Consider the following 20,725-nt stretch of genomic DNA (forward strand, 5'->3'; position numbering starts at 1 on the left):
AACGTGTAACTCATTGAGTTTCAAGGAGTTTTCCGTTTCGACTGCGCCGGAAGTGGGGCGAATTATAGGCCTCCAGAATCTGCCGTCAACCCTTAATTTCGCTTTTCTTGAAAAACCTGCTTTTTACCCATCAAACGCGGGATCCGGCGGGTCAAAGGGGGAAAACGCAGCGCCAAAAGGAAAACACCTATAAAGGCATAGATCGCCCATTCTTTAAGATCGGCGCGTACGATCCACAACATATGCAGCAATCCCAATCCGAGAATCAAATACACCAGCCGGTGCAACTTCTTCCAGCGCGCACCTAAACGGCGCTGGCTGTATCGGTTGGAGGTAACCGCCAATGCCAGTAACCCCAGAAAGCCAAGAGTCCCCACTATTATGTAGGGACGCTTGCGCAACTCGACGCCCAGTTGCGACCAGTCGAAACCGAGAATGAAAGCCATATAGCTGCCAAGATGCAGAACCACATAAGCAAAACACCAGAGCCCCAACTGACGGCGCACAGCAATCCACCCGACCCACCCCGTAAGTTTCTGCAGCGGCGTCATACTCAGAGTGATCAACAGCAATACCAATGTTCCAAGCCCCAGCCGATCAACCAGGACCTTTCCCGGATCCGGCCCAAGCAGATCAGCAAAGGCCTGATAGAACCAAAACAGCGGCCAGATCACCGCCCCCAGAAAGACGCCCACACGCCAGAACGGATATCGCATCAGTAATTCTTCCGCAGATCGAGACCTGTATATAAAGAAGCGACCTCGTCCGCATAGCCGTTGAACATCTGCGTATCACGCACATTCGGCTTGAACAGACTATTGGGCAGTCGTCGCTCCCGCGCCTGAGTCCAACGTGGATGGTCGACCGTAGGATTCACATTCGCATAGAACCCGTATTCATCCGCCGCGATGCTCTGCCACGTTGTCTTCGGCTGCTCGCTGACCAGACTGATCCGCACGATGGATTTGACGCTCTTGAAGCCGTATTTCCATGGCACCACCAAACGCAACGGCGCGCCGTTCTGATTTGGCAACTCGCGGCCATACATACCCACCGCCAGAATCGCCAAGGGATTCATCGCCTCATCCAGACGCAAGCCTTCTACGTAAGGCCAGTCGATCAGGGCAAATCCCGAACGCTGTCCGGGCATGCTTTTCGGATCCTGCAGGGTTTCGAAGCGTATGTATTTGGCATTGGAAGTAGGCTCTACCTGCTTCAACAACGCCGAGATAGGGAAACCGATCCAGGGGATCACCATCGACCATGCCTCGACACAGCGAAGACGATAGATGCGCTCCTCCAGCTGGTAAGGTTTCATGAAGTCTTCCAGAGCATAACGCCCTGGCTTACCTACCTCCCCGTCCACGACAACACTCCACGGCTCGGTTTTCAACGAACCGGCATTGGCTGCCGGATCACCCTTGTCGGTGCCGAACTCATAGAAGTTGTTGTAATGGGTCGCGTCTTTGAAAGGCGTAATCGCCTCATCCTTGACGTTCACCGCACCCCATTTGACAGAGGGCAGTTTCTCGGCAAACCAGGTGGGCGCTTTTCCGGCTTCGACATCGGCATAGCGGGCAGCCTCTTCGGCACTGGCCCAGCCCGGCAAGCTGCTCACGGCCAAGCCAACCGCAGTCGCTCCGAGCAATTGCCGGCGAGAGAGATAAATGGATTCAGGCGTGACGTCCGACTCATGGCAGTCGGACGCCTTGGGGATTTTGATCAGCATGACAACTCCGCAGTTTTGGAGGACAGATGCACCCATAGACTGCGGAGTATGAGGGAAATTACATCACTCGACGTTTTTGTGGCGACGAAGATGCAACAGGTACTGCACAGGACCCGAGGCTGCATAGGCCAGGAACACCAGCAGCAGAATACGCGGAGGGTCACTGAACACCACGGCGAACACCAGCACCACCGCCAGGATCGCCACGAATGGTACGCGCCCTTTCAAGTCCAGCTCCTTGAAGCTGTTGTACTTGATGTTGCTGACCATCAGCATGCCGGCAGCCGCCACCATCAATGCAACCAGGAACGACATCTTCGAACCCTGGATCCCGTAATCGCTGAACGCCCAGACAATCCCCGCGACCACACCGGCAGCTGCCGGACTGGCCAGGCCGATAAAGTAACGCTTGTCTGCGGTGCCCACCTGAGTATTGAAGCGCGCCAGACGCAACGCCGCGCCGGCCACATAGATGAAGGCGACCATCCAGCCGACCTTGCCCATGTCACCCAAGGCCCAGCCGAATGCCAGCAATGCCGGCGCGACGCCGAAGGCAACCATGTCCGAGAGTGAGTCGTACTCGGCACCGAATGCACTTTGGGTATTGGTCATGCGTGCCACACGGCCGTCGAGACCATCGAGCACCATGGCGACGAAGATCGCGATAGCCGCGAAAGCGAAGTACTTGCTCGCATTCACCGAGTCCCCGGCGCTCAACGCAGCCTGGGCACTCATCGAATTGATGATGGAATAGAACCCTGCAAACAAGTTCGCAGTGGTGAACAGATTCGGCAAAAGATAGATACCACGATGCCGGACTTTACGACCTTCTGCGTCATGCCCTTCTTCGACATGTTCATCGATGGGCAGCAGGCTTTCGGCGTCGGAAGCCTGGTTCGGCTCTTCGGGACGTTCGCTCATGGACAGTACCTTGCAACGGATTGGACATTTTCGACAGGCGTCTGGGACGACGGTTCGGCCACAAACGATGCAGCTTTATACCAGAACCGCCCGCCCATACGAAAAAACGCGGCCGAGGCCGCGTTTTTTTCATACAAGGTTCTACGACTTAGTTTTTGGCTTTGTCGACGATCTTGTTGGCACCGATCCACGGCATCATGGAGCGCAGTTGCTCGCCGATGATTTCGATACCGTGAGCGGCGTTGTTACGACGCTTGGCGGTCATCGAAGGGTAGCCGGTTGCGCCTTCGCTGATAAACATTTTGGCGTATTCGCCGTCCTGAATACGTTTCAGGGCGTTGCGCATGGCCTGACGGGATTCGGCGTTGATCACTTCCGGACCAGTCACGTACTCGCCGTATTCAGCGTTGTTGGAGATCGAGTAGTTCATGTTGGCGATACCGCCTTCGTACATGAGGTCAACGATCAGTTTCAGTTCGTGCAGGCACTCGAAGTAGGCCATTTCCGGCGCGTAGCCAGCTTCAACCAGAGTTTCGAAACCGGCTTTTACCAGCTCAACGGTACCGCCGCACAGAACGGCTTGTTCGCCGAACAGGTCGGTTTCGGTCTCGTCCTTGAAGGTGGTTTCGATGATGCCGGTACGGCCGCCACCCACGCCAGCGGCGTAGGACAGCGCAACGTTCTTGGCGTTGCCCGAAGCGTCCTGGTAGATCGCGATCAGGTCAGGAATACCGCCGCCCTTCACGAACTCGGAACGTACGGTGTGGCCCGGGGCTTTCGGCGCGATCATGATCACGTCGAGGTCGGCACGCGGAACAACCTGGTTGTAGTGGATCGCGAAGCCGTGGGAGAAGGCCAGGGTGGCGCCCTTCTTGATGTTCGGCTCGATTTCGTTCTTGTACAGCTGAGACTGGAACTCGTCCGGGGTCAGGATCATGACCAGGTCGGCGCCGGCAACAGCGGCAGCCACGTCGGTCACTTTCAGGCCGTGGGCTTCTGCCTTGGCAACAGTGGCCGAACCTTTACGCAGACCGACGGTAACGTCGACACCGGAGTCTTTCAGGTTGCACGCTTGGGCGTGACCCTGGGAGCCGTAACCGATGATGGCAACTTTCTTGCCCTGGATGATCGACAGGTCGCAGTCTTTATCGTAGAAAACTTTCATGAATTTCCCCTTTATATCCAGGCCGTTCAGGCCATTCGCTAATTTGGTTTAGATGCTGAGTACTTTGTCGCCGCGGGCAATACCGGTAACGCCGCTGCGGACGGTTTCCAGAATCGATGCGGTGCCGATGGACTGAATGAAGCTGTCGAGCTTGTCGCTGGTTCCGGTCAATTGAACGGTATACACGCTGGCGCTGACGTCGACGATCTGTCCACGGTAGATATCGGTGGTGCGTTTGATCTCGGCGCGCTGGGCGCCAGTGGCCTTGACCTTGACCAGCATCAGCTCGCGCTCGATGTGAGCACTTTCCGACAGGTCCACCAGCTTGACCACTTCGATCAGCTTGTTCAGGTTTTTGGTGATCTGCTCGATGATTTCATCGTGGCCGACAGTGGTCAGCGTCAGACGCGACAGGGTCGGGTCTTCGGTTGGCGCCACGGTCAGGCTTTCGATGTTGTAGTTGCGCTGCGAGAACAGGCCGACTACGCGAGACAAAGCACCGGGTTCGTTTTCCAGAAGCAAGGAAATAATGTGCCGCATGATTAGGTACGCTCCGTCTTGCTCAGCCACATATCGCGCATGGAGCCGTCTTTGATCTGCATCGGATAGACGTGCTCGCTGGTGTCGACCGAAATGTCGATCACCACCAGGCGATCTTTCATGGCGAACGCCTCTTCCATCTTCGACTTCAAATCTTTCGATTCGGTGATGCGCACGCCGACGTGGCCATAGGCTTCAGCCAGCTTGACGAAGTCAGGCAAGGATTCCATGTAGGAGTGCGAGTGACGGCTGCCGTAACTCATGTCCTGCCACTGACGAACCATGCCCAGAACACCGTTGTTCAGGATGACGATCTTGACCGGCAAACCGTATTGCAGGCAGGTCGACAGTTCCTGGATGTTCATCTGGATACTGCCTTCACCGGTGACGCACGCAACATCGGTGTCCGGGAAGCTCAGAGCGATACCCATCGCCGCCGGCAGACCGAAGCCCATCGTGCCCAGGCCACCGGAGTTGATCCAGCGGTTCGGCTTGTTGAACTTGTAGTACTGCGCAGCAAACATCTGGTGCTGGCCAACGTCGGAGGTCACAAAGGCGTCGCCCTTGGTCACTTCGCACAGGGTTTCAATCACGGTCTGTGGCTTGATCTTGCTGCCGTCGCCCTTGTCGTAAGGGAACAGGCCACGATCACCACGCCACTCGTCAACCTGCTTCCACCAGCTGGCAACCGCTTCCTTGTTCGGGGTTTCGCCGATTTCCTTGAGGATCGCGACCATTTCGGTCAGGACGCTCTCCACCGGACCAACGATCGGCACGTCAGCCTTGATGGTCTTGGAAATCGAAGCCGGGTCGATGTCGATGTGAATGATCTTGGCGTTCGGACAGAACTTCGGAGCACCGTTGATCACGCGATCATCGAAACGCGCACCCACTGCCAGGATCACGTCGGCATGGTGCATCGCAAGGTTCGCGGTGTAACTGCCGTGCATGCCGAGCATGCCGATGAACTGACGATCAGTGCCAGGGTAGCCCCCCAGGCCCATCAAGGTATTAGTGACCGGCAGGTTGAGCATTTGCGCCAGTTCGGTCAGCGGCGCGGAGCCGTTGCCGAGGATCACGCCACCGCCGGAGTAAAGCACGGGACGCTTCGCCGCCAGGAGCATTTCTGCCGCCTTGCGGATTTGCCCGGAGTGACCGCGAACGGCCGGGCTGTAGGAACGCAGCTTGGCTTTCTTCGGGAAGATGTATTCGAACTTCTCGGCCGGGTTGGTCATGTCTTTCGGGATATCGACCACGACCGGGCCCGGACGACCGGATTGCGCCAGGTAGAAGGCTTTCTTCATGACTTCCGGGATTTCCGAAGCGTGCTTGATCATGAAGCTGTGCTTCACGATCGGCCGGGAGATACCGATCATGTCGGTTTCCTGGAACGCATCGGTGCCGACCATGGTGCTTGGCACCTGACCGGAAATGATCACCATTGGAATCGAGTCCATGTAGGCCGTGGCAATACCGGTGATGGCGTTTGTGGCGCCAGGACCGGAAGTCACCAATACCACGCCGGCTTTACCGGTGGCACGGGCGTAGCCGTCAGCCATATGGGTAGCCGCTTGTTCGTGACGAACCAGGATGTGGGTCACTTCCGGTTCTTTGAACAGGGCATCGTAAACATGAAGAAGAGCACCACCCGGGTACCCGTAGATATATTTGACGCCTTCGTCACGCAAAAAGCGGACGAGCATCTCACCGCCAGATAAAAGCTCCACGTTGTTCACCTCTAAAACGCCAGAATACCGTCCACAAAAAGGCGAACGGGTCTTAATAGGTTTACTTCTCGGCAGAGCATGAGCGACGGTGGTCGCCGACTACGTCAGCACTGACTGAGCAAGTATTGGGATCGTCCCAAGTGTTGCGGGCCTTTCCCACCCAGCGCGAGGTAACGCGTTGCGGGTGTAACAGGTCGACGCGGATATGCGCCTCATGATCTGCCGAGAGGGTCTGCTTCTGGCAGTCCCTGTACAGCGGACTTTGGATTCTTCTGTTTCGCCCTCTCCAAGTCAAGCCGTCAATGTGCTTAATTGTGGGTAAGCACATGAGAACGCAAGAAAAAACCTGAAAAGCGCTACTCTGTTAGCGTCAATTGCGCAATTTTGCCAAGGAATCAGCATGCGAACGCTCCTCGTCATACTGCTGATCGGCCTCAGCCCCTGGTGCATGGCCGGTCAGATCTACAAATGGGTCGATGCCCAAGGTGTCACGCACTTCGATGCGCAGCCGCCGCAGGGGCAATCGGCGACCACCCTGCAAACGCCGCCCTCGCCCGCTCCGCGCCCCGCCGCAATACCCGGCAGCGGCCCACTGGGCGATCAGAAAGCCATCGACGACAAGGTCAGGAAACAGGTCGCTGAGCAACAGGCTCAGCTAAAGACCTTCTGCGAACAGGCGCGTACGAATCTGGCGCAACTGCAGAACAATCCGCGCCTGAGGGAAGAAACCGAGGGAGAGTTGCGTCGCCTGAGCGATACGCAACGTCAAGAGCGTATCGCAGAGACGCAGAAACAGATTGCCGAGAACTGCCAGTGATCACTGGCAGCCGGCCGTTCAGCGCGAAGCAGTGATCAGCTGGTCGAACTCTTTGAGCAACACCTGCAACTGCCGGTCCTTGCCTTGCAGATTGCGTTGGGCGAAGACCATTTCGGCCATTTCCTGAATGCCCGAGGCATTGGGCAATGGCAGGTTCTGTTCGAGGATCATCTTCATCCGCGGCAGGAAGATCCATTGCAGCCACTGCTCGAAATCGAGGGTGTCGACCGAAAACGGCTCGACACTGCTCAAGGCTTCGGTCGAAGGCTGGACTTCATCCCACCAGCCCTGGGCACGCAGTTCTCGCTCGATCAACAACAGTTGATCGGCGACTTTCGAGAAGCGAGCGTCCATCACAGCGAAACCTTGGCCTTCTGACGGGCCAGTGCGGCGCCGGCGGAATCACCTTGTTTCTCACGGGCCTGAGCGATCAGTTCCCACAGGCTGGCCTGCAAGTCCGGACGACCATTGGCCATGGTCAGCGCGCGGCGGGCGGTTTGCTCGGCTTGCGGGGCATCGCCCTGAGCCATGCGCACTTGTGCCAGGCGGTAAAGCACTTGCGGCTCACGCGGAGCAACGCGTTGAGCGCGCTCAAGGCTGGAGGATGCGCCGTTGAGGTCGCCGCCGGCCTGCTGTTGCTGCGCCGTGCTCAGCAAGGCGAGCACCGGCCCGTCCAGCTGCTCGTCGGCGGACAGACCGCCACCGCTGCTGGCCGAAGGAATGCCGCTAGGCGTCGAAGGCATGCTGTAGCTGCCGGAGCTGATCGGTGCCGATTCGACCGGCGAAGGGTTGTATGGCCCCGCAGTGATACCACCGGACGCCGGGCCCGGCACAATCGGCGAAGTGCTGATCGGCGTCGACGTCGCAGCGCCGCCCGGCACCATCACCACCACACCGGTATCGCCTTGCGGGATAGCCTGAGTCTGACCCTGCACAGGACGTTTCACCGTCGTCTGCCGGAAGCCGCCATTGGCCGAAATGCGTTCGCTGTTGGACACAGCCGTGCCCGAATCGACAACCGGAATCGAACCACGCTGTACGGTGGAGCAGCCGCTGAGCAAAGCCACGGCGGTCACCGCTGGAATCAACCACTTGTTCACTTGAAACCCTCTTCGCTTAATTCATCCAGCCCTTGACCCAATCCATCACCGACTCGCTCGAGGCCGGGCTTTCGCCTGCGCAGGAGGCGCCGGGTGGCGGTTCGCTGCCGCGAATATACGGCATCTGCACGGCGCCCGGACAGTTGGCATCGGAGCCCTGGCCAGTGCGCGAATCAACCCACGCCTGCACCACGTTGTCCGGCTGCGGCATGTCGAGTGGAAGCGGATCGGCCTTGCGCATGAAACTGGTCCAGACCTGCAACGCACCGGTTGCACCGGTGAACGGCGTCTTGCCGTTATCGTCGCGGCCGAGCCAGACCACCGCCAGCAGATCCTGGCTGAAACCGGCGAACCAGCTATCCCGCGAATCGTTACTGGTACCGGTCTTGCCGGCCAGTGTCAGGGTCTTGGGCAATACGTTGTAGACGGAGCTACCGGTACCTTCACGCATGACGCGCTGCATGGCGTTCTGGATCAGGTAGATCGACGCTGGGTCGAAACGCTGCTCGATCTGGAACGGATACCGCTTGAGCGGCTCGCCCTCGGCGGTCAGCACACTGCGGATCCCGCGCATCGGCGTATTGAAGCCACCGTTGGCGAGGGTCTGGTACATCGTCGCCACTTCGATCGGCGTCATGCCACCGGCACCCAGCAACATCGACGGGAACGCCGGGAACTCACGGGTCACACCCAGGCGCCCGATGGTCTTGAGGACATTCGGAACACCCACCGCCAGGCCGAGACGCGAGGTCGACAGGTTGTAGGAGTGCGCCAGCCCTTGATAGAGGAACACCGTACCGTGGGAGCGGCGGTCGTAGTTCTGCGGTTTCCAGACCTGCCCGTCCGCGCCCTTGATGGAAAGCGGATCATCCGACAGCCAACTGGTCAGCGTGTACTGGCTCGGTTTTTCCAGTGCGGTCAGATAAACCGCAGGCTTGACCAGAGAACCGATTGGTCGCACGGCATCCAGTGCCCGGTTGAACCCGGCGTAACTGGCCTGACGGCTGCCGATCATCGCCTGGACTTCACCGGTTTCCGGATTGGTCACGACCATTGCCGCTTCCACATCGTCGGCGCCCTTACGACCCGACAGACGCTTGAAGGTGTCATTCACCGAGGCTTCGGCTTTCATCTGCAGGATCGGGTCGAAACTGGTGAAGATCCGCAGGCCTTCTTCAGTCAAGTCTTCGTCGCGATAGTCTTCACGCAACTGGCGTTTGACCAGATCGATGAAGCCCGGGAACGAACTGTCGGCCAGTTTGCCGCGCGAGGTCACGCCCAGCGGCATTTTCTTCGCGGCCTCGACCTGTTCGGCGGTGGCGACACCCTGTTGCTCAAGCACGTCGAGCACCAGGTTACGTCGTTCCAGCGCCCGCTCCGGGTTGCGGCGCGGGTTGTAATAGGAAGGGCCTTTGACCATGCCGACCAGCAACGCGACCTGATGCAGCTTCAGCTCGGACAATGGCTGGCCAAAGAAGAACTGGCTGGCCAGACCGAAACCGTGCACTGCACGCTGGCCATCCTGTCCGACGAAGACTTCGTTGAGATAAGCCTCAAGAATTTCCTTCTTGTCGTAATGCAGCTCAAGCAACAGCGCCATCATCGCTTCGGTAAGCTTGCGGGTCAGGCTGCGTTCGTTGGTGAGGTAGAAGTTCTTGACCAGTTGCTGGGTCAGCGTACTGCCGCCCTGGGTCATCTTGCCGCCGGATGTGTTGACCCAGATCGCCCGGGCAATCGACTTCGGCGAGACGCCCCAGTGACTGTAGTAATCCCGGTCTTCCACGGCGACCAGGGTTTCCAGCAGGTACGGCGGCACCTGATCGAGCTTGATCAGAATCCGGTCTTCAAGGTTTTTCGGGTAGATCCCGCCGATCAGCAGCGGCTCCAGACGCACCACCGACAGCTTAGAACCGTTCGTCGCCGAGAGCTCGGCCACGTAGTCACCGGAGAAGCGCACGCGAACCGGCTGCGGTTTTTCCAGGCCTTCATAGAACTGGAAACCACGGGTATTCAGATCGACGGTGTTGCCGTTGACCGCGGCGGCGCCTGGGCCATTGCTCACGGCTTCGCGGCGATAGCCCAGGGCATCGAGTTCGGTGAGGAAGTCGTCCTTGCTCAGTTTCTGTCCGACGAACAGCTCGAGCGGCCGCGCGTATACCTTGGCCGGGATGGTCCAGCGCTTGCCGGAGAATTTCTCCTGCACCACGGCATCGAGGTAAACGGCGAAGCCGGCCAGCACCACAAGGCCGACCAGACTGAGTTTCAGGGCCCAGCCCAACCATGGGCGCAGGCCCCGGGAAGCTGGTTTTTTAGAAGTGCGGGGGGATCGAGTACGAGTCATGGCGGCGGATTATACGCACTTTATTCATACTCAACAGGAGCGCTCCGAGGTTTGCGTCGGGCTGGCGAGCGGCCATAATGGCGGCCTCGAATTTCCCCAGACTCTGAAGGATCGCCTGTGAGCCAGTCCCTGATCGCCGCCCTGCAAAATCCTGCCCTGTTTGCGCACCCTGTCGAAGGGTTTCAGGTCATAGAAACCCATATCTCGTGGGTCCTGCTCACTGGTCCTTACGCTTATAAAGTGAAGAAGCCGGTGAACTTCGGCTTTCTTGACTTCACCAGCCTCGAATCCCGCGAGCATTTTTGCGGCGAAGAACTGCGCCTCAACCAGCGTCTGACCGACGATTTGTATCTGGAAGTGATTCCAGTCACCGGCACTGCCGAAGCCCCGCAACTGGGCGGCGAAGGCCCGGCCATTGAATATGTGCTGAAAATGCGCCAGTTCCCGCAGACCGGCCTGCTGAGCACCCTGCAAGCCAATGGCGAACTGACCACCACGCACATCGACGAAATGGCCGAGCAGATCGCTCGCTTCCATCTCAGCGCGCCAAAAGTCCCGGCCGAACACGATGCCGGCACCCCTGAAAGCGTGATGGCGCCGGTACGCCAGAACTTCGAACAAATCCTGCCGTTCCTCAGCGACAAGGCCGATCTGCTGCAACTGGATGCCTTGAAAGCCTGGGCCGAAAGCAGCTTCGAACGCCTCAAACCGCTGTTCGCCCAGCGCAAGACCGAAGGTTTCACCCGCGAATGCCACGGTGACATTCACCTGGGTAACGCTACGCTGATCGATGGCAAAGTGGTGATCTTCGACTGCATCGAATTCAACGAGCCGTTTCGCTTCACCGACGTCTGGGCCGACACCGGTTTCCTGGCGATGGACCTGGAAGACCGCGGTCTGAAATCCCTGGCCCGTCGCTTCATCAGCCAATACCTGGAGCTGACCGGCGACTATCAGGGCCTGGAAGTGTTGAACTTCTACAAGGCCTACCGCGCGCTGGTCCGTGCGAAAGTTGCGCTGTTCAGCATGCCTGCCGACGCAACGCCGGTGCAGCGCGCCACCACCCTGCGCCAGTACCGCAACTACGCCAACCTGGCGGAAAGCTACAGCACTATTCCTTCGCGTTTCATGGCGATCACCCACGGTGTATCCGCTGTAGGCAAAAGCCACGTTGCAATGCGCCTGGTGGAGGCGCTGGGCGCGATTCGCCTGCGTTCAGATGTCGAGCGCAAACGTCTGTTCGGTGAGCAAACCGTCGCCAATGATGTTCAGGCCGGGATTTACAGCGCCGACGCCAGCACTGCGACCTATGCTCGCCTGCATGAAATCGCCGAAGTAATCCTGCACGCCGGCTTCCCGGTGGTGATCGATGCCACTTACCTCAAGCGCGAACAACGTGACAGCGCAGCCAAGGTAGCCGAGGCCACCGGCACGCCGTTCCTGATCCTCGACTGCAACGCACCACAAGCGGTGATCGAGAGCTGGCTGGCCCTGCGTCAGGCAGACAAGAAGGATCCGTCCGACGCAACACTGGCCGTGATCGAAGCACAGCAAGCCAATCGTGAAGCGTTGACTCCGGACGAAATCCTGCGCAGCAAGCGCGTGCAGACCAATGAGTCCGGCACCCTGGACACTGTCGTGGCGCAAATCCGCCAGCGCCTGCCAGGTCTGTAAGAAACTATTTCGGCCGTGAAGCCCACGCTCGCTTCACGGCCGTCAAATAGTGGCACTATACTGGCGTCATAAAACCAACAGGTGATCTGACATGAGCCAGCCGAAACTTCTCGACACCCCGCTTTATGCCTTGCTGCACAAAGACGACATAGCCGGTTTCAACAAAGAACGTCCGAAAGACGGCCCGATTGACATGGTGGGCGGTGATTTTCGTGGCCTCGACTTGCGCGAATTGAACGCCGATGGCGTGGATTTCCGGGACGCCTACTTCCGTTCCGCTGATCTGCGCGGTATCGACTTTCGTAATGCATCGCTGGAAGGCGCCAGCCTGGCCCACGCACAGATTTCCGGTGCTTACTTCCCGCCGGAGCTGAGTGCAGACGAAATCCTGATGTCGATGAACTTCGGTACCCGCCTGCGCTATCGCACCCGCTGAGCCACCAAAGGGCCAACCCGTCCAGCGCCCCCGCTTTGCGCTGGACTGGGTGTCATTCGTGCCTCCCCCCCTCTCCAACTTGATTCGTCAGTGAAAACCTGACCTTTCTTAGAAGCGTTTGCGTCGAATCCGACCAAACAACCACGCTTTTCCTACTGATGGCTACACTCCTGAGAAGATCGCCCACGCACCATTCGGCCGTCGCAAGGAGGCTTGATGAATGATGAACTGCAACACCTGAAGAATCTTGGCAAGACGTCGGCGCAATGGCTGCATGCCGTGGGCATCCACAGCGCCTCGGATCTGCGTCGCCTGGGCGCCGTGGATGCCTATCGGGCCGTGCGCACGCGTGGGTTCCGAGCGTCGAAGGTGTTGTTGTATGCAATCGAAGGGGCGTTGATGGATGTGCACTGGAACGACATTCCCGCCGAACGCAAGGACGCTCTGAACAAACAGCTGGAAGCCATTTCCTCTCGCCACAAGAACTGACGGGCACCCACCTTCATGTATCTGCTCGGGGAACAATCGGCGCCGGCCGAAACAATGATCAACCGTTTGCAGAGCCTTCCCGGTCATTTTCTGCAGGACCTTGCACCGTGTGGGCCCCCACTGGAACTGGAGGCCACGGATGATCTGATGGCTCGGTTGCCGGGCGATCAACTGTTTTTACTGACAGAGGGTGTCATCAACGGCCAGTTAGGTGGCAGGGCGCTTTTCTATTGGCAGGAAGGTGATCTGATCGGTCTGCAGCAAAGCCCGGAATGGACGGATTGCCTCCTGCGTTCGGACGGACCGCTGAGCCTCCTGCCCTATCGTCGACGCGATTTGTTTCAGCATGTGTATTCAGAACCGGCACGTTCGGAGCAATTTCTGCACTATCTGCTCGGGCAAATGGCGCTGCTGGCCCATGCGATTGGCGAACTGAAGCCACGGGAGTTTCGCAGCACCAATGGCTTTAAACGGGTCGAGGCCGGAGAAGTGTTGATCCGCGAAGGCGATCCCGCCGATCACGTGTTCGTAATCATCGAGGGACACGCGCAGGCATTCGTCGACGGGCACAAGGTTGGGGAGGTGCCCAGGGACGAGATCTTCGGCGCGATGGCGATATTCACCGGCGAGCCCCGCAACGCTACGGTCATCACCTGCGAGCCGAGCACGGTGATGCTGATTCCAGGCGATCAGTTTCTGAGCATGACCCGCAGCAATCCGAAAATCGCCCACAGCCTGATCGAAAGCATGGCGCGGCGCATCGACCAGCTCAACAAGCAGCTCACGGCACTTGATCGTCCAAGCTGAAGCCCAGTGTTTGCAGGGCTTTTCAGCCATTCCCCAAACAAAACCGAAGAAATGGAAAAACACACGTTGACTTGTTAATGAGAATCGCTATGATTATCACAACTGATCGCGAGATCAGTCGATATTCTGAAAAGCCCTTGGTTCGGACTCTCAGATTATCTCCTCATCAGGCTAATCACGGTTATTTGACCCGGTTTTACCGGGTCTTTTTTTGCCCGCAAGAAAGTCATTGACCGAACTGTTTACGCATCTCGGCGCAATAATCCGGTTTCGGTGTAGATGGTGTGAACCAGACATAATCGGCCATGGCCGCCGTGACTTCGCTGCCCTGCTCCGCCAGCATCAACACTGCAGGTGCTTCGGGCGTGCCCAGATCCAGCACATGCAGCGGCACACCCACATCCTTGCGCGCATGGAACGCACCAGCGAACAACAACGCTGGCGCAGGCGCCGCCAACAATCTTGTCGCCATACGCCGATCCCGTTGCTGCTGCACCGCCAGCATCGCCGGCATCTGCGACTGAGGCAGCAAGCCACAATGAGAATCGCTGATCTGCCCGGCCAATTCGTTTTTCACCGACTCGGCGTTACTGCGTTCCCCTTGCAGAACCGGAGGCTGGCGATAGAACGCACGAATTTCACTGTTATCGAGATTGGCCGCCAGCAGCGGATAAGGTTGCGTGAAGGCAAACCGGACAATCGGCCCGTAGAGATTCCAGTCCCAACCATCCTGCCACGCCAGCTCGACCGGAAGATCAGTGGGAGCCTTTGGAGCTCGACGCACGACATCGACCCGCACTTGTTGATCGGGCGTGAGCATTTCCAGCAGGAGACTGCCCTGAGGCCGCTCACGACCCAGGTTCTGCAATAGCCACAACTGCACGGCATGGTGATCGGCATTGTCGTGCTGCTCACCGACGATCACCCTCGCCGGCTCGCCCAGACGCGTCAGCAATTCTTGCGGGGTAATCAGTGTTCCGCTACGCAGGTCGCGAATCTCGCCAGTGACCGGTGGCGGAGCGAGATGTTGGCAACCGCCAAGCAACAACACCGCAAACAGAAAAATCCTACGCATGCTTTCACCTCGATGACGAAATCAGCGAGCGATGATCAGCGGATGCCCGCGCTCCGGGTGCGACTGCACCAACACCTCCAGACCGAAAACAGCCTTGAGCGAGTCAGGGCGCAACACTTGCTGAGGCGTGTCCAGTGCCACCGGACGTCCACCCTCAAGCAGCAAGATGCGATCACAATAGCGCGCCGCCAGGTTCAGATCATGCAGGATCACCATCACAGCAGCGCCGCGATCGGCAAACTCGCGCACGGCTTGCAACGTGGTGTGTTGATGCAACGGATCGAGCATTGAAGTCGGCTCGTCCAGCAACAAGGTCTGCCCGGCCTGCCCCGGCCACAACTGAGCCAGCACGCGGGCCAGGTGTACCCGCTGGCGCTCGCCACCGGACAGCGCCAGATAACTGCGCCCGCTCAGGTGCCCGGCATCAGCGGCCGCCAATGCGTCGGCAACGATCTCGTCATCGCGCACTCTCCCGCTCTGATAGGGCAAACGCCCCATCCCGACCACTTCTTCGACGCGAAAAGCGAAATCCAGCGTCGATACCTGGGGCAATACCGCCAGTCGTTGAGCACGCTGAGTGCCGCTCCAGTGGCCAAGGTTTTCACCGTCGAGAAGAACACTGCCTTCGCTGGCACTCAGTTCACCGCACAACGCTCCGAGCAACGTGCTCTTGCCGGCACCGTTGGGGCCGAGCACGCCGAGCACTTCACCCGACTCCAGTTGCAGATTGACGTCAGCCAGCACGGTCTTGCGGCCACGACGGATGTGCAGATTGTGCGCACGCAACATCAGGCACGCCCTCGCAGCAACAGATAAAGGAAGAACGGCGCGCCGATGAATGCCGTAACGATGCCAATCGGCAACTCCGCCGGGGCCAGCGCCAGCCGCGCCACCAGATCCGCCAGCAACAACAGACTGGCACCGGCCAGCACCGATGCCGGCAACAACACGCGATGATCCGGCCCGGCGAGCAAACGCACCAGATGCGGTACGACCAGCCCGACAAATCCGATCATCCCCGCCGCCGCCACTGCAGCCCCGACACCCAGCGCCGTGCAGAACACCAGCTCACGCTTGAGCCGCTCGACATCGATCCCCAAATGCCCGGCTTCCGACTCCCCAAGCAACAACGCATTCAAAGCCTTCGCCCGGCGCGGCAACCACAACGCGACGCCGGCACTGATGATCAGCAGCGGCCACAACCGTGCATAACTCGCACCGTTGAGGCTGCCGAGGTTCCAGAAAGTCAGGGTTCGCAGGGTGGCGTCGTCCGCCAGATAGGTAAAAAGTCCCACTGCAGAACTGGCGAGCGCAGTCAGGGCGATACCCGCCAGCAACATGGTCGCGACATCGGTCTGCCCGTTGCGACGGCCGAGCCGATACACCAGCGCTGTCACCCCTAGACCGCCGAGAAACGCGCACACCGACAATAAGTACGGGCCGAACCACTCCGGCAGACCGCCGAAAAACGAACCGCCGACAATCGCCACCGCAGCACCGAGCGCCGCCCCACTGGACACGCCAACCAAACCCGGGTCCGCCAGTGGATTGCGAAACAAGCCTTGCATCGCCACCCCGGACAACGCCAGCACGCCGCCTACTGCCAACCCGAGCAGCGTCCGAGGCAGGCGAATCTGCCCGAGAATCAGCTCAGCCTGCTCCAGCCCGTCCGGCGCCAGCGGCACGCCGATCATGCGCAATGCCGCGCGCAAGGTATCGAACAGCGGCAGGCTGACCGGCCCCAGAGCCAGTGACAGCCAGATCGCCAACAGGCACAGCAGGATCAGGCCGGTGAACAAGCCACGGGGTTTGACCAGTGTGGTCATTGGCCGCTCTGGCCTGGGTAGAAACCGTCAGTCAGAGTTTTCAGCGCTCCCGGTAAACGCGGCCCTAGCCCACCGACCAGCAATGTCGGGTCCAGCTCCAGCACGCGACCAGACTTGGCCGCACGGCTGGAATTGAGGATCGGGTTTTCCTTGAACAGAGCCGTTTTCGCCGCCTCGCCGGTCAGTGCGCGGTCAGCAAACACCAGCACTTCGGGGTCGAGTCCGGCCAGGGATTCCACGGAAAACGGTTTGTAGCCGGTGTGAGTGGCCAGGTTATGTCCGCCCGCCTGTTGCAGCATCCAGTCGGCAGCGGTGTCCTTGCCGGCAATCAATGGTTTGCCGCCGGCATGTCCGAGCAACAACAGCACGCCGGGAGCCTTGTGTTTTGACTGCACCGCCACCACGCGCGACGTCTGTGCATCGAGTTGCCGTTGATAACTTTGCAGCAGCTGAGTCGCCTGAGTCTCGGCGCCCAGCAACCGGCCCAGATGGGTGACATTTTTCTCCAGCGTCGGCAGGTCCGGCTGAGCGGAGAACAGCTCCACCTGCACTTTGGCACTGCGAACCTGTGAAATGACCGGCGGCGGGCCCATTTCCTCGGTGCCGATCAGGATGTCCGGGCGCAGGCTGAGGATGCCTTCCGCCGACAGACTGCGCTGATAACCGATACTCGGCAGCGACGTGAGGGACTTTGGATGCTGGCTCGTGGTGTCGACGCCCACCAGCTTCGCCTCACCGCCCAACGCACTCACCCATTCCGACAACGCACCGCCGGCACTGACCCAGCGTTGCGGCAATTGGGCCGCTGCAGCCTGGTGGCTGACCAAAAGTCCGACACACAGCACGGCAACGCGGGTACTCAGGCGCATAGACAGCTTCCCTTAGAGGATTTTCCCGGGCATCGGGGCGGCAGGCCAAGTATCCTCGGCAGCGGCCACCGCGCGGCGGACGAAGGCGGCCATTTGATAATTGTTTGCATTTAAACGTCAAGCTCGGACATATCCGGACACGAGCTGACACTTGAGGATAGCCATGAAGTTTCTGTGCATCGGCGCCGATTTGCTCGAAGCCACCAGCCGCGGGTTCGAGATCGACGGCCAAAAACTGTTCGCCGTGCGCCGGGCCGGCAAGGCGTACGTCTATCTCAATCGCTGCCCGCACCGAGGCGTCGGGCTGGAATGGCAACCCGACCAGTTTCTCGACCCGAGCAACAGCCTGATCCAGTGCGCCACTCACGGCGCACTGTTTCTGATCGAGGACGGTGAATGCGTGGCGGGCCCTTGCGCCGGGCAATCGCTGACAGCCATCGATTGCCGTGAAGATGCCCAAGGGCTGTGGGTCGACGTTTAACCGTCAAGCAATACGTCCAGTCGACGATCGATCAACATTTCCTCATGGCCCAACCGCACGCCATAAGCCAGCACCTCGACACCGGACGCCACCGCCTCACGCAAGGCAGCGGCGTAGGCAGCGTCGATTTCCACGGCCGGACGTACCGCTTCGATACCCGTCAGATTCACGCAGTACAGCTGCACTGCTCGAATCCCGTCTCGCGCAAGATGCGCCAGCTCACGCAAATGCTTGGCGCCCCGCTCGGTCACCGCATCGGGAAAGGCCGCCACCGCTGTACCGTCGAAACCCAGCGTGACGCTTTTCACCTCCACATACACCGGCCCTGTCGGGTATTCGAGGCGAAAGTCGATGCGGCTTTTTTCCTGTCCGTAAGCCACTTCGCGCTTCAGCGCGGTAAAACCGTTCAACTCGCTGATGACACCGGCTTGCAAGGCTTCTTCGACCAGCGCATTGGCGCGCCCGGTGTTCACGCAGAACAACCGCCCCTGCGGGGTTTCGCCGATTTCCCAGGTGCCGGGCAGCTTGCGCTTGGGGTCATTGGAGCGACTGAACCAGACCTGCCCGCCTTCGACCTGACAATTGAGCATCGAGCCGGTATTCGGGCAGTGAATCGTCAGCAGCTCGCCGGTAACGGTTTCGATGTCAGCGAGAAAGCGCTTGTAACGACGGATCAACCGGCCTTCTTCAAGAGGAGGAAAAAAACGCATCAGCCTTGCCAGCTCTTCAAGCCGCGAGCAATGCGTTCCACTGCTTCCTGTAGGCGAGGGAGGTTTTGCGTGTAGGCAAATCGCACATGGTGACTGGCCTGATAACGACCGAAATCCAGCCCCGGGGTAAACGCTACGTGCTCGGTTTCGAGGAAGTGACCGCAGAACGCGAAGGCATCACCGCCGAACTGGCTGATATCGGCATACAAGTAGAACGCGCCCTCCGGCTCCACCGCGATATTGAAACCCAGCTCCCGCAGCGCTGGCAGCAGGAAATCGCGGCGACGGCCGAATTCGGCGCGGCGCTCCTCGAGAATCGCAATGGTGTCCGGCTCGAAACAGGCCAGCGCCGCATGCTGGGCCATGCTCGGGGCGCTGATGTAGAGGTTCTGCGCAAGCTTTTCCAGCTCGCTGACCGCAGCATCCGGTGCCACCAGCCAGCCGAGACGCCAACCGGTCATGCCGAAATATTTTGAAAAACTGTTGAGGACAAACGCGCTGTCGTCGACTTCCAGCACGCTGGCGGCATCGGTGCCGTATGTCAGGCCGTGGTAGATCTCGTCCACCACCAGATGCCCGTGCCGCGCCTTGATGGCTGTGGATAAACCCGCCAGCTCATCGCGGGTCAGAATCGTGCCGGTCGGGTTGGCCGGTGAAGCGACCAGTGCACCGACACTGTCGTGATCCCAGTGGCGCTCCACTAGATCAGGCGTCAGTTGATAGCGCACATCCGGCCCGACAGGAACGAGCTGCGCCGCGCCCTCCACCAGTCGCAGAAAGTGCCGGTTGCACGGATAACCGGGGTCGGCCAGCAGCCAGTGTTTGCCCGGGTCCACCAGCAACGCACTGGCCAGCAACAGCGCCCCGGAGCCGCCCGGGGTGATCAGAATCCGCCGCGGATCGATATTCAGACCATAACGGGTCTGATAAAAGCCGGAAATCGCCTCGCGCAGCTCAGGAATGCCCCGGGCGGCGGTGTAACGGGTTTTCCCCGCCGTCAGGGCAGCCTGGCCGGCGCGGATGATCGGTTCGGCGGTCGTGAAGTCCGGCTCGCCGATTTCCAGGTGGATCACGTCATGGCCGGCGGCCTGCAATTCATTGGCCCGCGCCAGCAACGCCATCACATGGAACGGTTCGATCGCACGACTGCGCGCACTGTAGGGCTGAGCCATTGGCCTTCCTTCAACGAGTGAAAAGAAACGATTCTACCCATCTGCCGGAACGAGCGAGAACCCGCAGCGGTCACAGCCTCAAGAACGCTGGACTGTAACAAGGCAAACGTACGCTCCAGGATTGACTAAAATCAGTGATTGTCAGGTCTCCAGCACCACCAGACATGGCTTGGCAAACATTTGCAGGCACCACCGGCCGCGGGCTCGACATCCGGGAGTAGCGCAGGCCGAATTGATCTGGTAAGTTCGCCCGCTTGCAGCCGCAGGGCCGGCAGGTGTCGGTGATGGAGCAATCCTGCGCAATGGATTACAAGAGTAGAGGCGGTCCATTTCATGCCCACCCAAGCAAAGCAACAGCAGCAACAGGCGATCAGCGGTTTCGAACCTTACGTTCCGGCCGAAGGCGAAGAGTACATGGGCAAGCCCATGCGCGCGCACTTCACCAAAATCCTGACCAAGTGGAAACTGGACTTGATGCAGGAAGTCGACCGCACTGTTGATCACATGAAAGACGAAGCAGCCAACTTCCCTGATCCGGCCGACCGTGCCAGCCAGGAAGAAGAATTCGCCCTTGAGCTGCGTGCCCGCGACCGCGAGCGCAAACTGATCAAGAAGATCGACAAGACGCTGCAGTTGATCGAAGACGAAGAGTACGGCTGGTGTGACTCCTGCGGCATCGAGATCGGCGTCAAGCGCCTTGAAGCCCGTCCGACCGCCGACATGTGCGTCGACTGCAAGAACCTTGCGGAAATCAAGGAAAAGCAGGTCGGCAAGTAATCCTGACCTGAACGAGAAACGGAGCGTGCGAACGCTCCGTTTTTGTTTCTGCTGTTTTCTGACTCTCTA

The 20,725-nt window shown here is 59.4% G+C and carries 22 protein-coding genes; 7 read left to right on the plus strand and 15 right to left on the minus strand.

The features are described 5' to 3' along the window. Positions 1-92 precede the first annotated feature (92 nt). From msrQ to CAF87_RS20350, 6 genes are all read right to left on the minus strand, one after another. Positions 93-716: a protein-methionine-sulfoxide reductase heme-binding subunit MsrQ gene (msrQ, locus tag CAF87_RS20325; protein ID WP_085732800.1), complete on the minus strand. Its 624-nt coding sequence runs from the start codon at positions 714-716 to the stop codon at positions 93-95. Further along, complete coding sequence (gene msrP, locus CAF87_RS20330) at positions 716-1,729, minus strand: protein-methionine-sulfoxide reductase catalytic subunit MsrP (protein ID WP_085732801.1); 1,014 nt, start codon at positions 1,727-1,729, stop codon at positions 716-718. Before msrP ends, msrQ begins: the two co-directional genes overlap by 1 nt. A gap of 63 nt (positions 1,730-1,792) precedes the next feature. After that, entirely contained in the window at positions 1,793-2,650 is an 858-nt protein-coding gene (gene pssA, locus CAF87_RS20335) for a CDP-diacylglycerol--serine O-phosphatidyltransferase (protein WP_085732802.1), read from the minus strand. Between the two features lie 148 nt (positions 2,651-2,798). Continuing rightward, positions 2,799-3,815: a ketol-acid reductoisomerase gene (gene ilvC, locus CAF87_RS20340; protein ID WP_007959661.1), complete on the minus strand. Its 1,017-nt coding sequence runs from the start codon at positions 3,813-3,815 to the stop codon at positions 2,799-2,801. A gap of 48 nt (positions 3,816-3,863) precedes the next feature. Beyond that, positions 3,864-4,355: an acetolactate synthase small subunit gene (gene ilvN / locus CAF87_RS20345; RefSeq protein WP_003205610.1), complete on the minus strand. Its 492-nt coding sequence runs from the start codon at positions 4,353-4,355 to the stop codon at positions 3,864-3,866. 2 nt (positions 4,356-4,357) lie between these two features. Beyond that, a complete protein-coding gene (locus CAF87_RS20350) occupies positions 4,358-6,082 on the minus strand; it encodes an acetolactate synthase 3 large subunit (protein WP_085608788.1) in 1,725 nt (574 codons plus the stop codon). A 400-nt stretch (positions 6,083-6,482) separates the two neighbouring features. On the opposite strand from CAF87_RS20350, the gene CAF87_RS20355 reads away from it, so the two are divergent. Next, complete coding sequence (locus CAF87_RS20355) at positions 6,483-6,899, plus strand: DUF4124 domain-containing protein (RefSeq protein WP_085732803.1); 417 nt, start codon at positions 6,483-6,485, stop codon at positions 6,897-6,899. An 18-nt stretch (positions 6,900-6,917) separates the two neighbouring features. On the opposite strand, the gene CAF87_RS20360 is transcribed toward CAF87_RS20355, so the two are convergent. From CAF87_RS20360 to mrcB, 3 genes are read right to left on the minus strand one after another with little or no spacing between them, the layout of a single operon-like run. Next, positions 6,918-7,253 (minus strand): YqcC family protein, encoded by a 336-nt coding sequence (locus CAF87_RS20360; protein ID WP_085732804.1) that lies wholly within the window; start codon positions 7,251-7,253, stop codon positions 6,918-6,920. After that, positions 7,253-7,999 carry a tetratricopeptide repeat protein gene (locus CAF87_RS20365; RefSeq protein WP_085732805.1) on the minus strand — a complete coding sequence of 249 codons (747 nt, stop codon included), beginning with the start codon at positions 7,997-7,999 and terminating at the stop codon, positions 7,253-7,255. The genes CAF87_RS20360 and CAF87_RS20365 overlap by 1 nt, the downstream gene beginning before the upstream one ends. A 16-nt stretch (positions 8,000-8,015) precedes the next feature. Then, a complete protein-coding gene (gene mrcB / locus CAF87_RS20370) occupies positions 8,016-10,340 on the minus strand; it encodes a penicillin-binding protein 1B (RefSeq protein WP_085732806.1) in 2,325 nt (774 codons plus the stop codon). A 117-nt stretch (positions 10,341-10,457) separates the two neighbouring features. Between mrcB and CAF87_RS20375 the strand changes: the two genes are divergently transcribed. The 4 genes from CAF87_RS20375 to CAF87_RS20390 all read left to right on the plus strand — a co-directional run bounded on the left by CAF87_RS20375 (position 10,458) and on the right by CAF87_RS20390 (position 13,746). After that, positions 10,458-12,014: a bifunctional aminoglycoside phosphotransferase/ATP-binding protein gene (locus tag CAF87_RS20375; RefSeq protein WP_085732807.1), complete on the plus strand. Its 1,557-nt coding sequence runs from the start codon at positions 10,458-10,460 to the stop codon at positions 12,012-12,014. 91 nt (positions 12,015-12,105) lie between these two features. Beyond that, positions 12,106-12,450: a pentapeptide repeat-containing protein gene (locus tag CAF87_RS20380; protein ID WP_065261603.1), complete on the plus strand. Its 345-nt coding sequence runs from the start codon at positions 12,106-12,108 to the stop codon at positions 12,448-12,450. 216 nt (positions 12,451-12,666) lie between these two features. After that, positions 12,667-12,939, plus strand: a complete 273-nt coding sequence (locus CAF87_RS20385; RefSeq protein ID WP_003228231.1) for a TfoX/Sxy family protein — start codon at positions 12,667-12,669, stop codon at positions 12,937-12,939. Between the two features lie 15 nt (positions 12,940-12,954). After that, complete coding sequence (locus CAF87_RS20390) at positions 12,955-13,746, plus strand: Crp/Fnr family transcriptional regulator (RefSeq protein WP_085732808.1); 792 nt, start codon at positions 12,955-12,957, stop codon at positions 13,744-13,746. Positions 13,747-13,972: 226 nt separating this feature from the next. Here the strand turns inward: CAF87_RS20390 and CAF87_RS20395 are convergent, their stop codons facing one another. The 4 genes from CAF87_RS20395 to CAF87_RS20410 are packed head-to-tail and all read right to left on the minus strand — an operon-like array spanning position 13,973 to position 17,516. Beyond that, positions 13,973-14,821, minus strand: a complete 849-nt coding sequence (locus CAF87_RS20395) for a ChaN family lipoprotein (protein WP_085732809.1) — start codon at positions 14,819-14,821, stop codon at positions 13,973-13,975. A gap of 21 nt (positions 14,822-14,842) precedes the next feature. Beyond that, entirely contained in the window at positions 14,843-15,610 is a 768-nt protein-coding gene (locus tag CAF87_RS20400; RefSeq protein WP_085732810.1) for a heme ABC transporter ATP-binding protein, read from the minus strand. Continuing rightward, on the minus strand, positions 15,610-16,593 hold the full coding sequence (locus CAF87_RS20405; protein ID WP_170929640.1) for an iron ABC transporter permease: 984 nt from the start codon (positions 16,591-16,593) through the stop codon (positions 15,610-15,612). Before CAF87_RS20405 ends, CAF87_RS20400 begins: the two co-directional genes overlap by 1 nt. 50 nt (positions 16,594-16,643) lie before the next feature. After that, a complete protein-coding gene (locus CAF87_RS20410; RefSeq protein ID WP_085732812.1) occupies positions 16,644-17,516 on the minus strand; it encodes a hemin ABC transporter substrate-binding protein in 873 nt (290 codons plus the stop codon). A gap of 163 nt (positions 17,517-17,679) precedes the next feature. Between CAF87_RS20410 and CAF87_RS20415 the strand changes: the two genes are divergently transcribed. Then, positions 17,680-17,997, plus strand: a complete 318-nt coding sequence (locus CAF87_RS20415) for a Rieske 2Fe-2S domain-containing protein (protein ID WP_085732813.1) — start codon at positions 17,680-17,682, stop codon at positions 17,995-17,997. Here the strand turns inward: CAF87_RS20415 and sfsA are convergent. Both sfsA and CAF87_RS20425 read right to left on the minus strand, forming a co-directional pair. Continuing rightward, on the minus strand, positions 17,994-18,707 hold the full coding sequence (gene sfsA, locus CAF87_RS20420) for a DNA/RNA nuclease SfsA (RefSeq protein WP_085732814.1): 714 nt from the start codon (positions 18,705-18,707) through the stop codon (positions 17,994-17,996). The genes CAF87_RS20415 and sfsA overlap by 4 nt on opposite strands. Next, entirely contained in the window at positions 18,707-19,879 is a 1,173-nt protein-coding gene (locus CAF87_RS20425) for a pyridoxal phosphate-dependent aminotransferase (RefSeq protein WP_085732815.1), read from the minus strand. The genes sfsA and CAF87_RS20425 overlap by 1 nt, the downstream gene beginning before the upstream one ends. A gap of 333 nt (positions 19,880-20,212) precedes the next feature. Here CAF87_RS20425 and dksA point away from each other — a divergent pair, with 333 nt between their 5' ends. Continuing rightward, a complete protein-coding gene (gene dksA, locus CAF87_RS20430) occupies positions 20,213-20,656 on the plus strand; it encodes an RNA polymerase-binding protein DksA (RefSeq protein ID WP_085712147.1) in 444 nt (147 codons plus the stop codon). Positions 20,657-20,725: the final 69 nt, after the last annotated feature.

The organism is Pseudomonas sp. R38(2017) (assembly GCF_002112395.1).
In the GTDB taxonomy this organism is placed as follows: domain Bacteria; phylum Pseudomonadota; class Gammaproteobacteria; order Pseudomonadales; family Pseudomonadaceae; genus Aquipseudomonas.

Bases quoted from the DNA above. Each gene is read 5' to 3' on its own strand.
- msrP (WP_085732801.1), bottom strand. From the start codon at position 1,729: ATGCTGATCAAAATCCCCAAGGCGTCCGACTGCCATGAGTCGGACGTC.
- dksA (WP_085712147.1), top strand. From the start codon at position 20,213: ATGCCCACCCAAGCAAAGCAACAGCAGCAACAGGCGATCAGCGGTTTC.
- CAF87_RS20385 (WP_003228231.1), top strand. From the start codon at position 12,667: ATGAATGATGAACTGCAACACCTGAAGAATCTTGGCAAGACGTCGGCG.
- CAF87_RS20400 (WP_085732810.1), bottom strand. From the start codon at position 15,610: ATGTTGCGTGCGCACAATCTGCACATCCGTCGTGGCCGCAAGACCGTG.
- CAF87_RS20395 (WP_085732809.1), bottom strand. From the start codon at position 14,821: ATGCGTAGGATTTTTCTGTTTGCGGTGTTGTTGCTTGGCGGTTGCCAA.
- CAF87_RS20410 (WP_085732812.1), bottom strand. From the start codon at position 17,516: ATGCGCCTGAGTACCCGCGTTGCCGTGCTGTGTGTCGGACTTTTGGTC.
- ilvN (WP_003205610.1), bottom strand. From the start codon at position 4,355: ATGCGGCACATTATTTCCTTGCTTCTGGAAAACGAACCCGGTGCTTTG.
- mrcB (WP_085732806.1), bottom strand. From the start codon at position 10,340: ATGACTCGTACTCGATCCCCCCGCACTTCTAAAAAACCAGCTTCCCGG.
- sfsA (WP_085732814.1), bottom strand. From the start codon at position 18,707: ATGCGTTTTTTTCCTCCTCTTGAAGAAGGCCGGTTGATCCGTCGTTAC.
- pssA (WP_085732802.1), bottom strand. From the start codon at position 2,650: ATGAGCGAACGTCCCGAAGAGCCGAACCAGGCTTCCGACGCCGAAAGC.
- CAF87_RS20360 (WP_085732804.1), bottom strand. From the start codon at position 7,253: ATGGACGCTCGCTTCTCGAAAGTCGCCGATCAACTGTTGTTGATCGAG.
- CAF87_RS20380 (WP_065261603.1), top strand. From the start codon at position 12,106: ATGAGCCAGCCGAAACTTCTCGACACCCCGCTTTATGCCTTGCTGCAC.
- msrQ (WP_085732800.1), bottom strand. From the start codon at position 716: ATGCGATATCCGTTCTGGCGTGTGGGCGTCTTTCTGGGGGCGGTGATC.
- CAF87_RS20415 (WP_085732813.1), top strand. From the start codon at position 17,680: ATGAAGTTTCTGTGCATCGGCGCCGATTTGCTCGAAGCCACCAGCCGC.
- CAF87_RS20425 (WP_085732815.1), bottom strand. From the start codon at position 19,879: ATGGCTCAGCCCTACAGTGCGCGCAGTCGTGCGATCGAACCGTTCCAT.
- ilvC (WP_007959661.1), bottom strand. From the start codon at position 3,815: ATGAAAGTTTTCTACGATAAAGACTGCGACCTGTCGATCATCCAGGGC.
- CAF87_RS20390 (WP_085732808.1), top strand. From the start codon at position 12,955: ATGTATCTGCTCGGGGAACAATCGGCGCCGGCCGAAACAATGATCAAC.
- CAF87_RS20355 (WP_085732803.1), top strand. From the start codon at position 6,483: ATGCGAACGCTCCTCGTCATACTGCTGATCGGCCTCAGCCCCTGGTGC.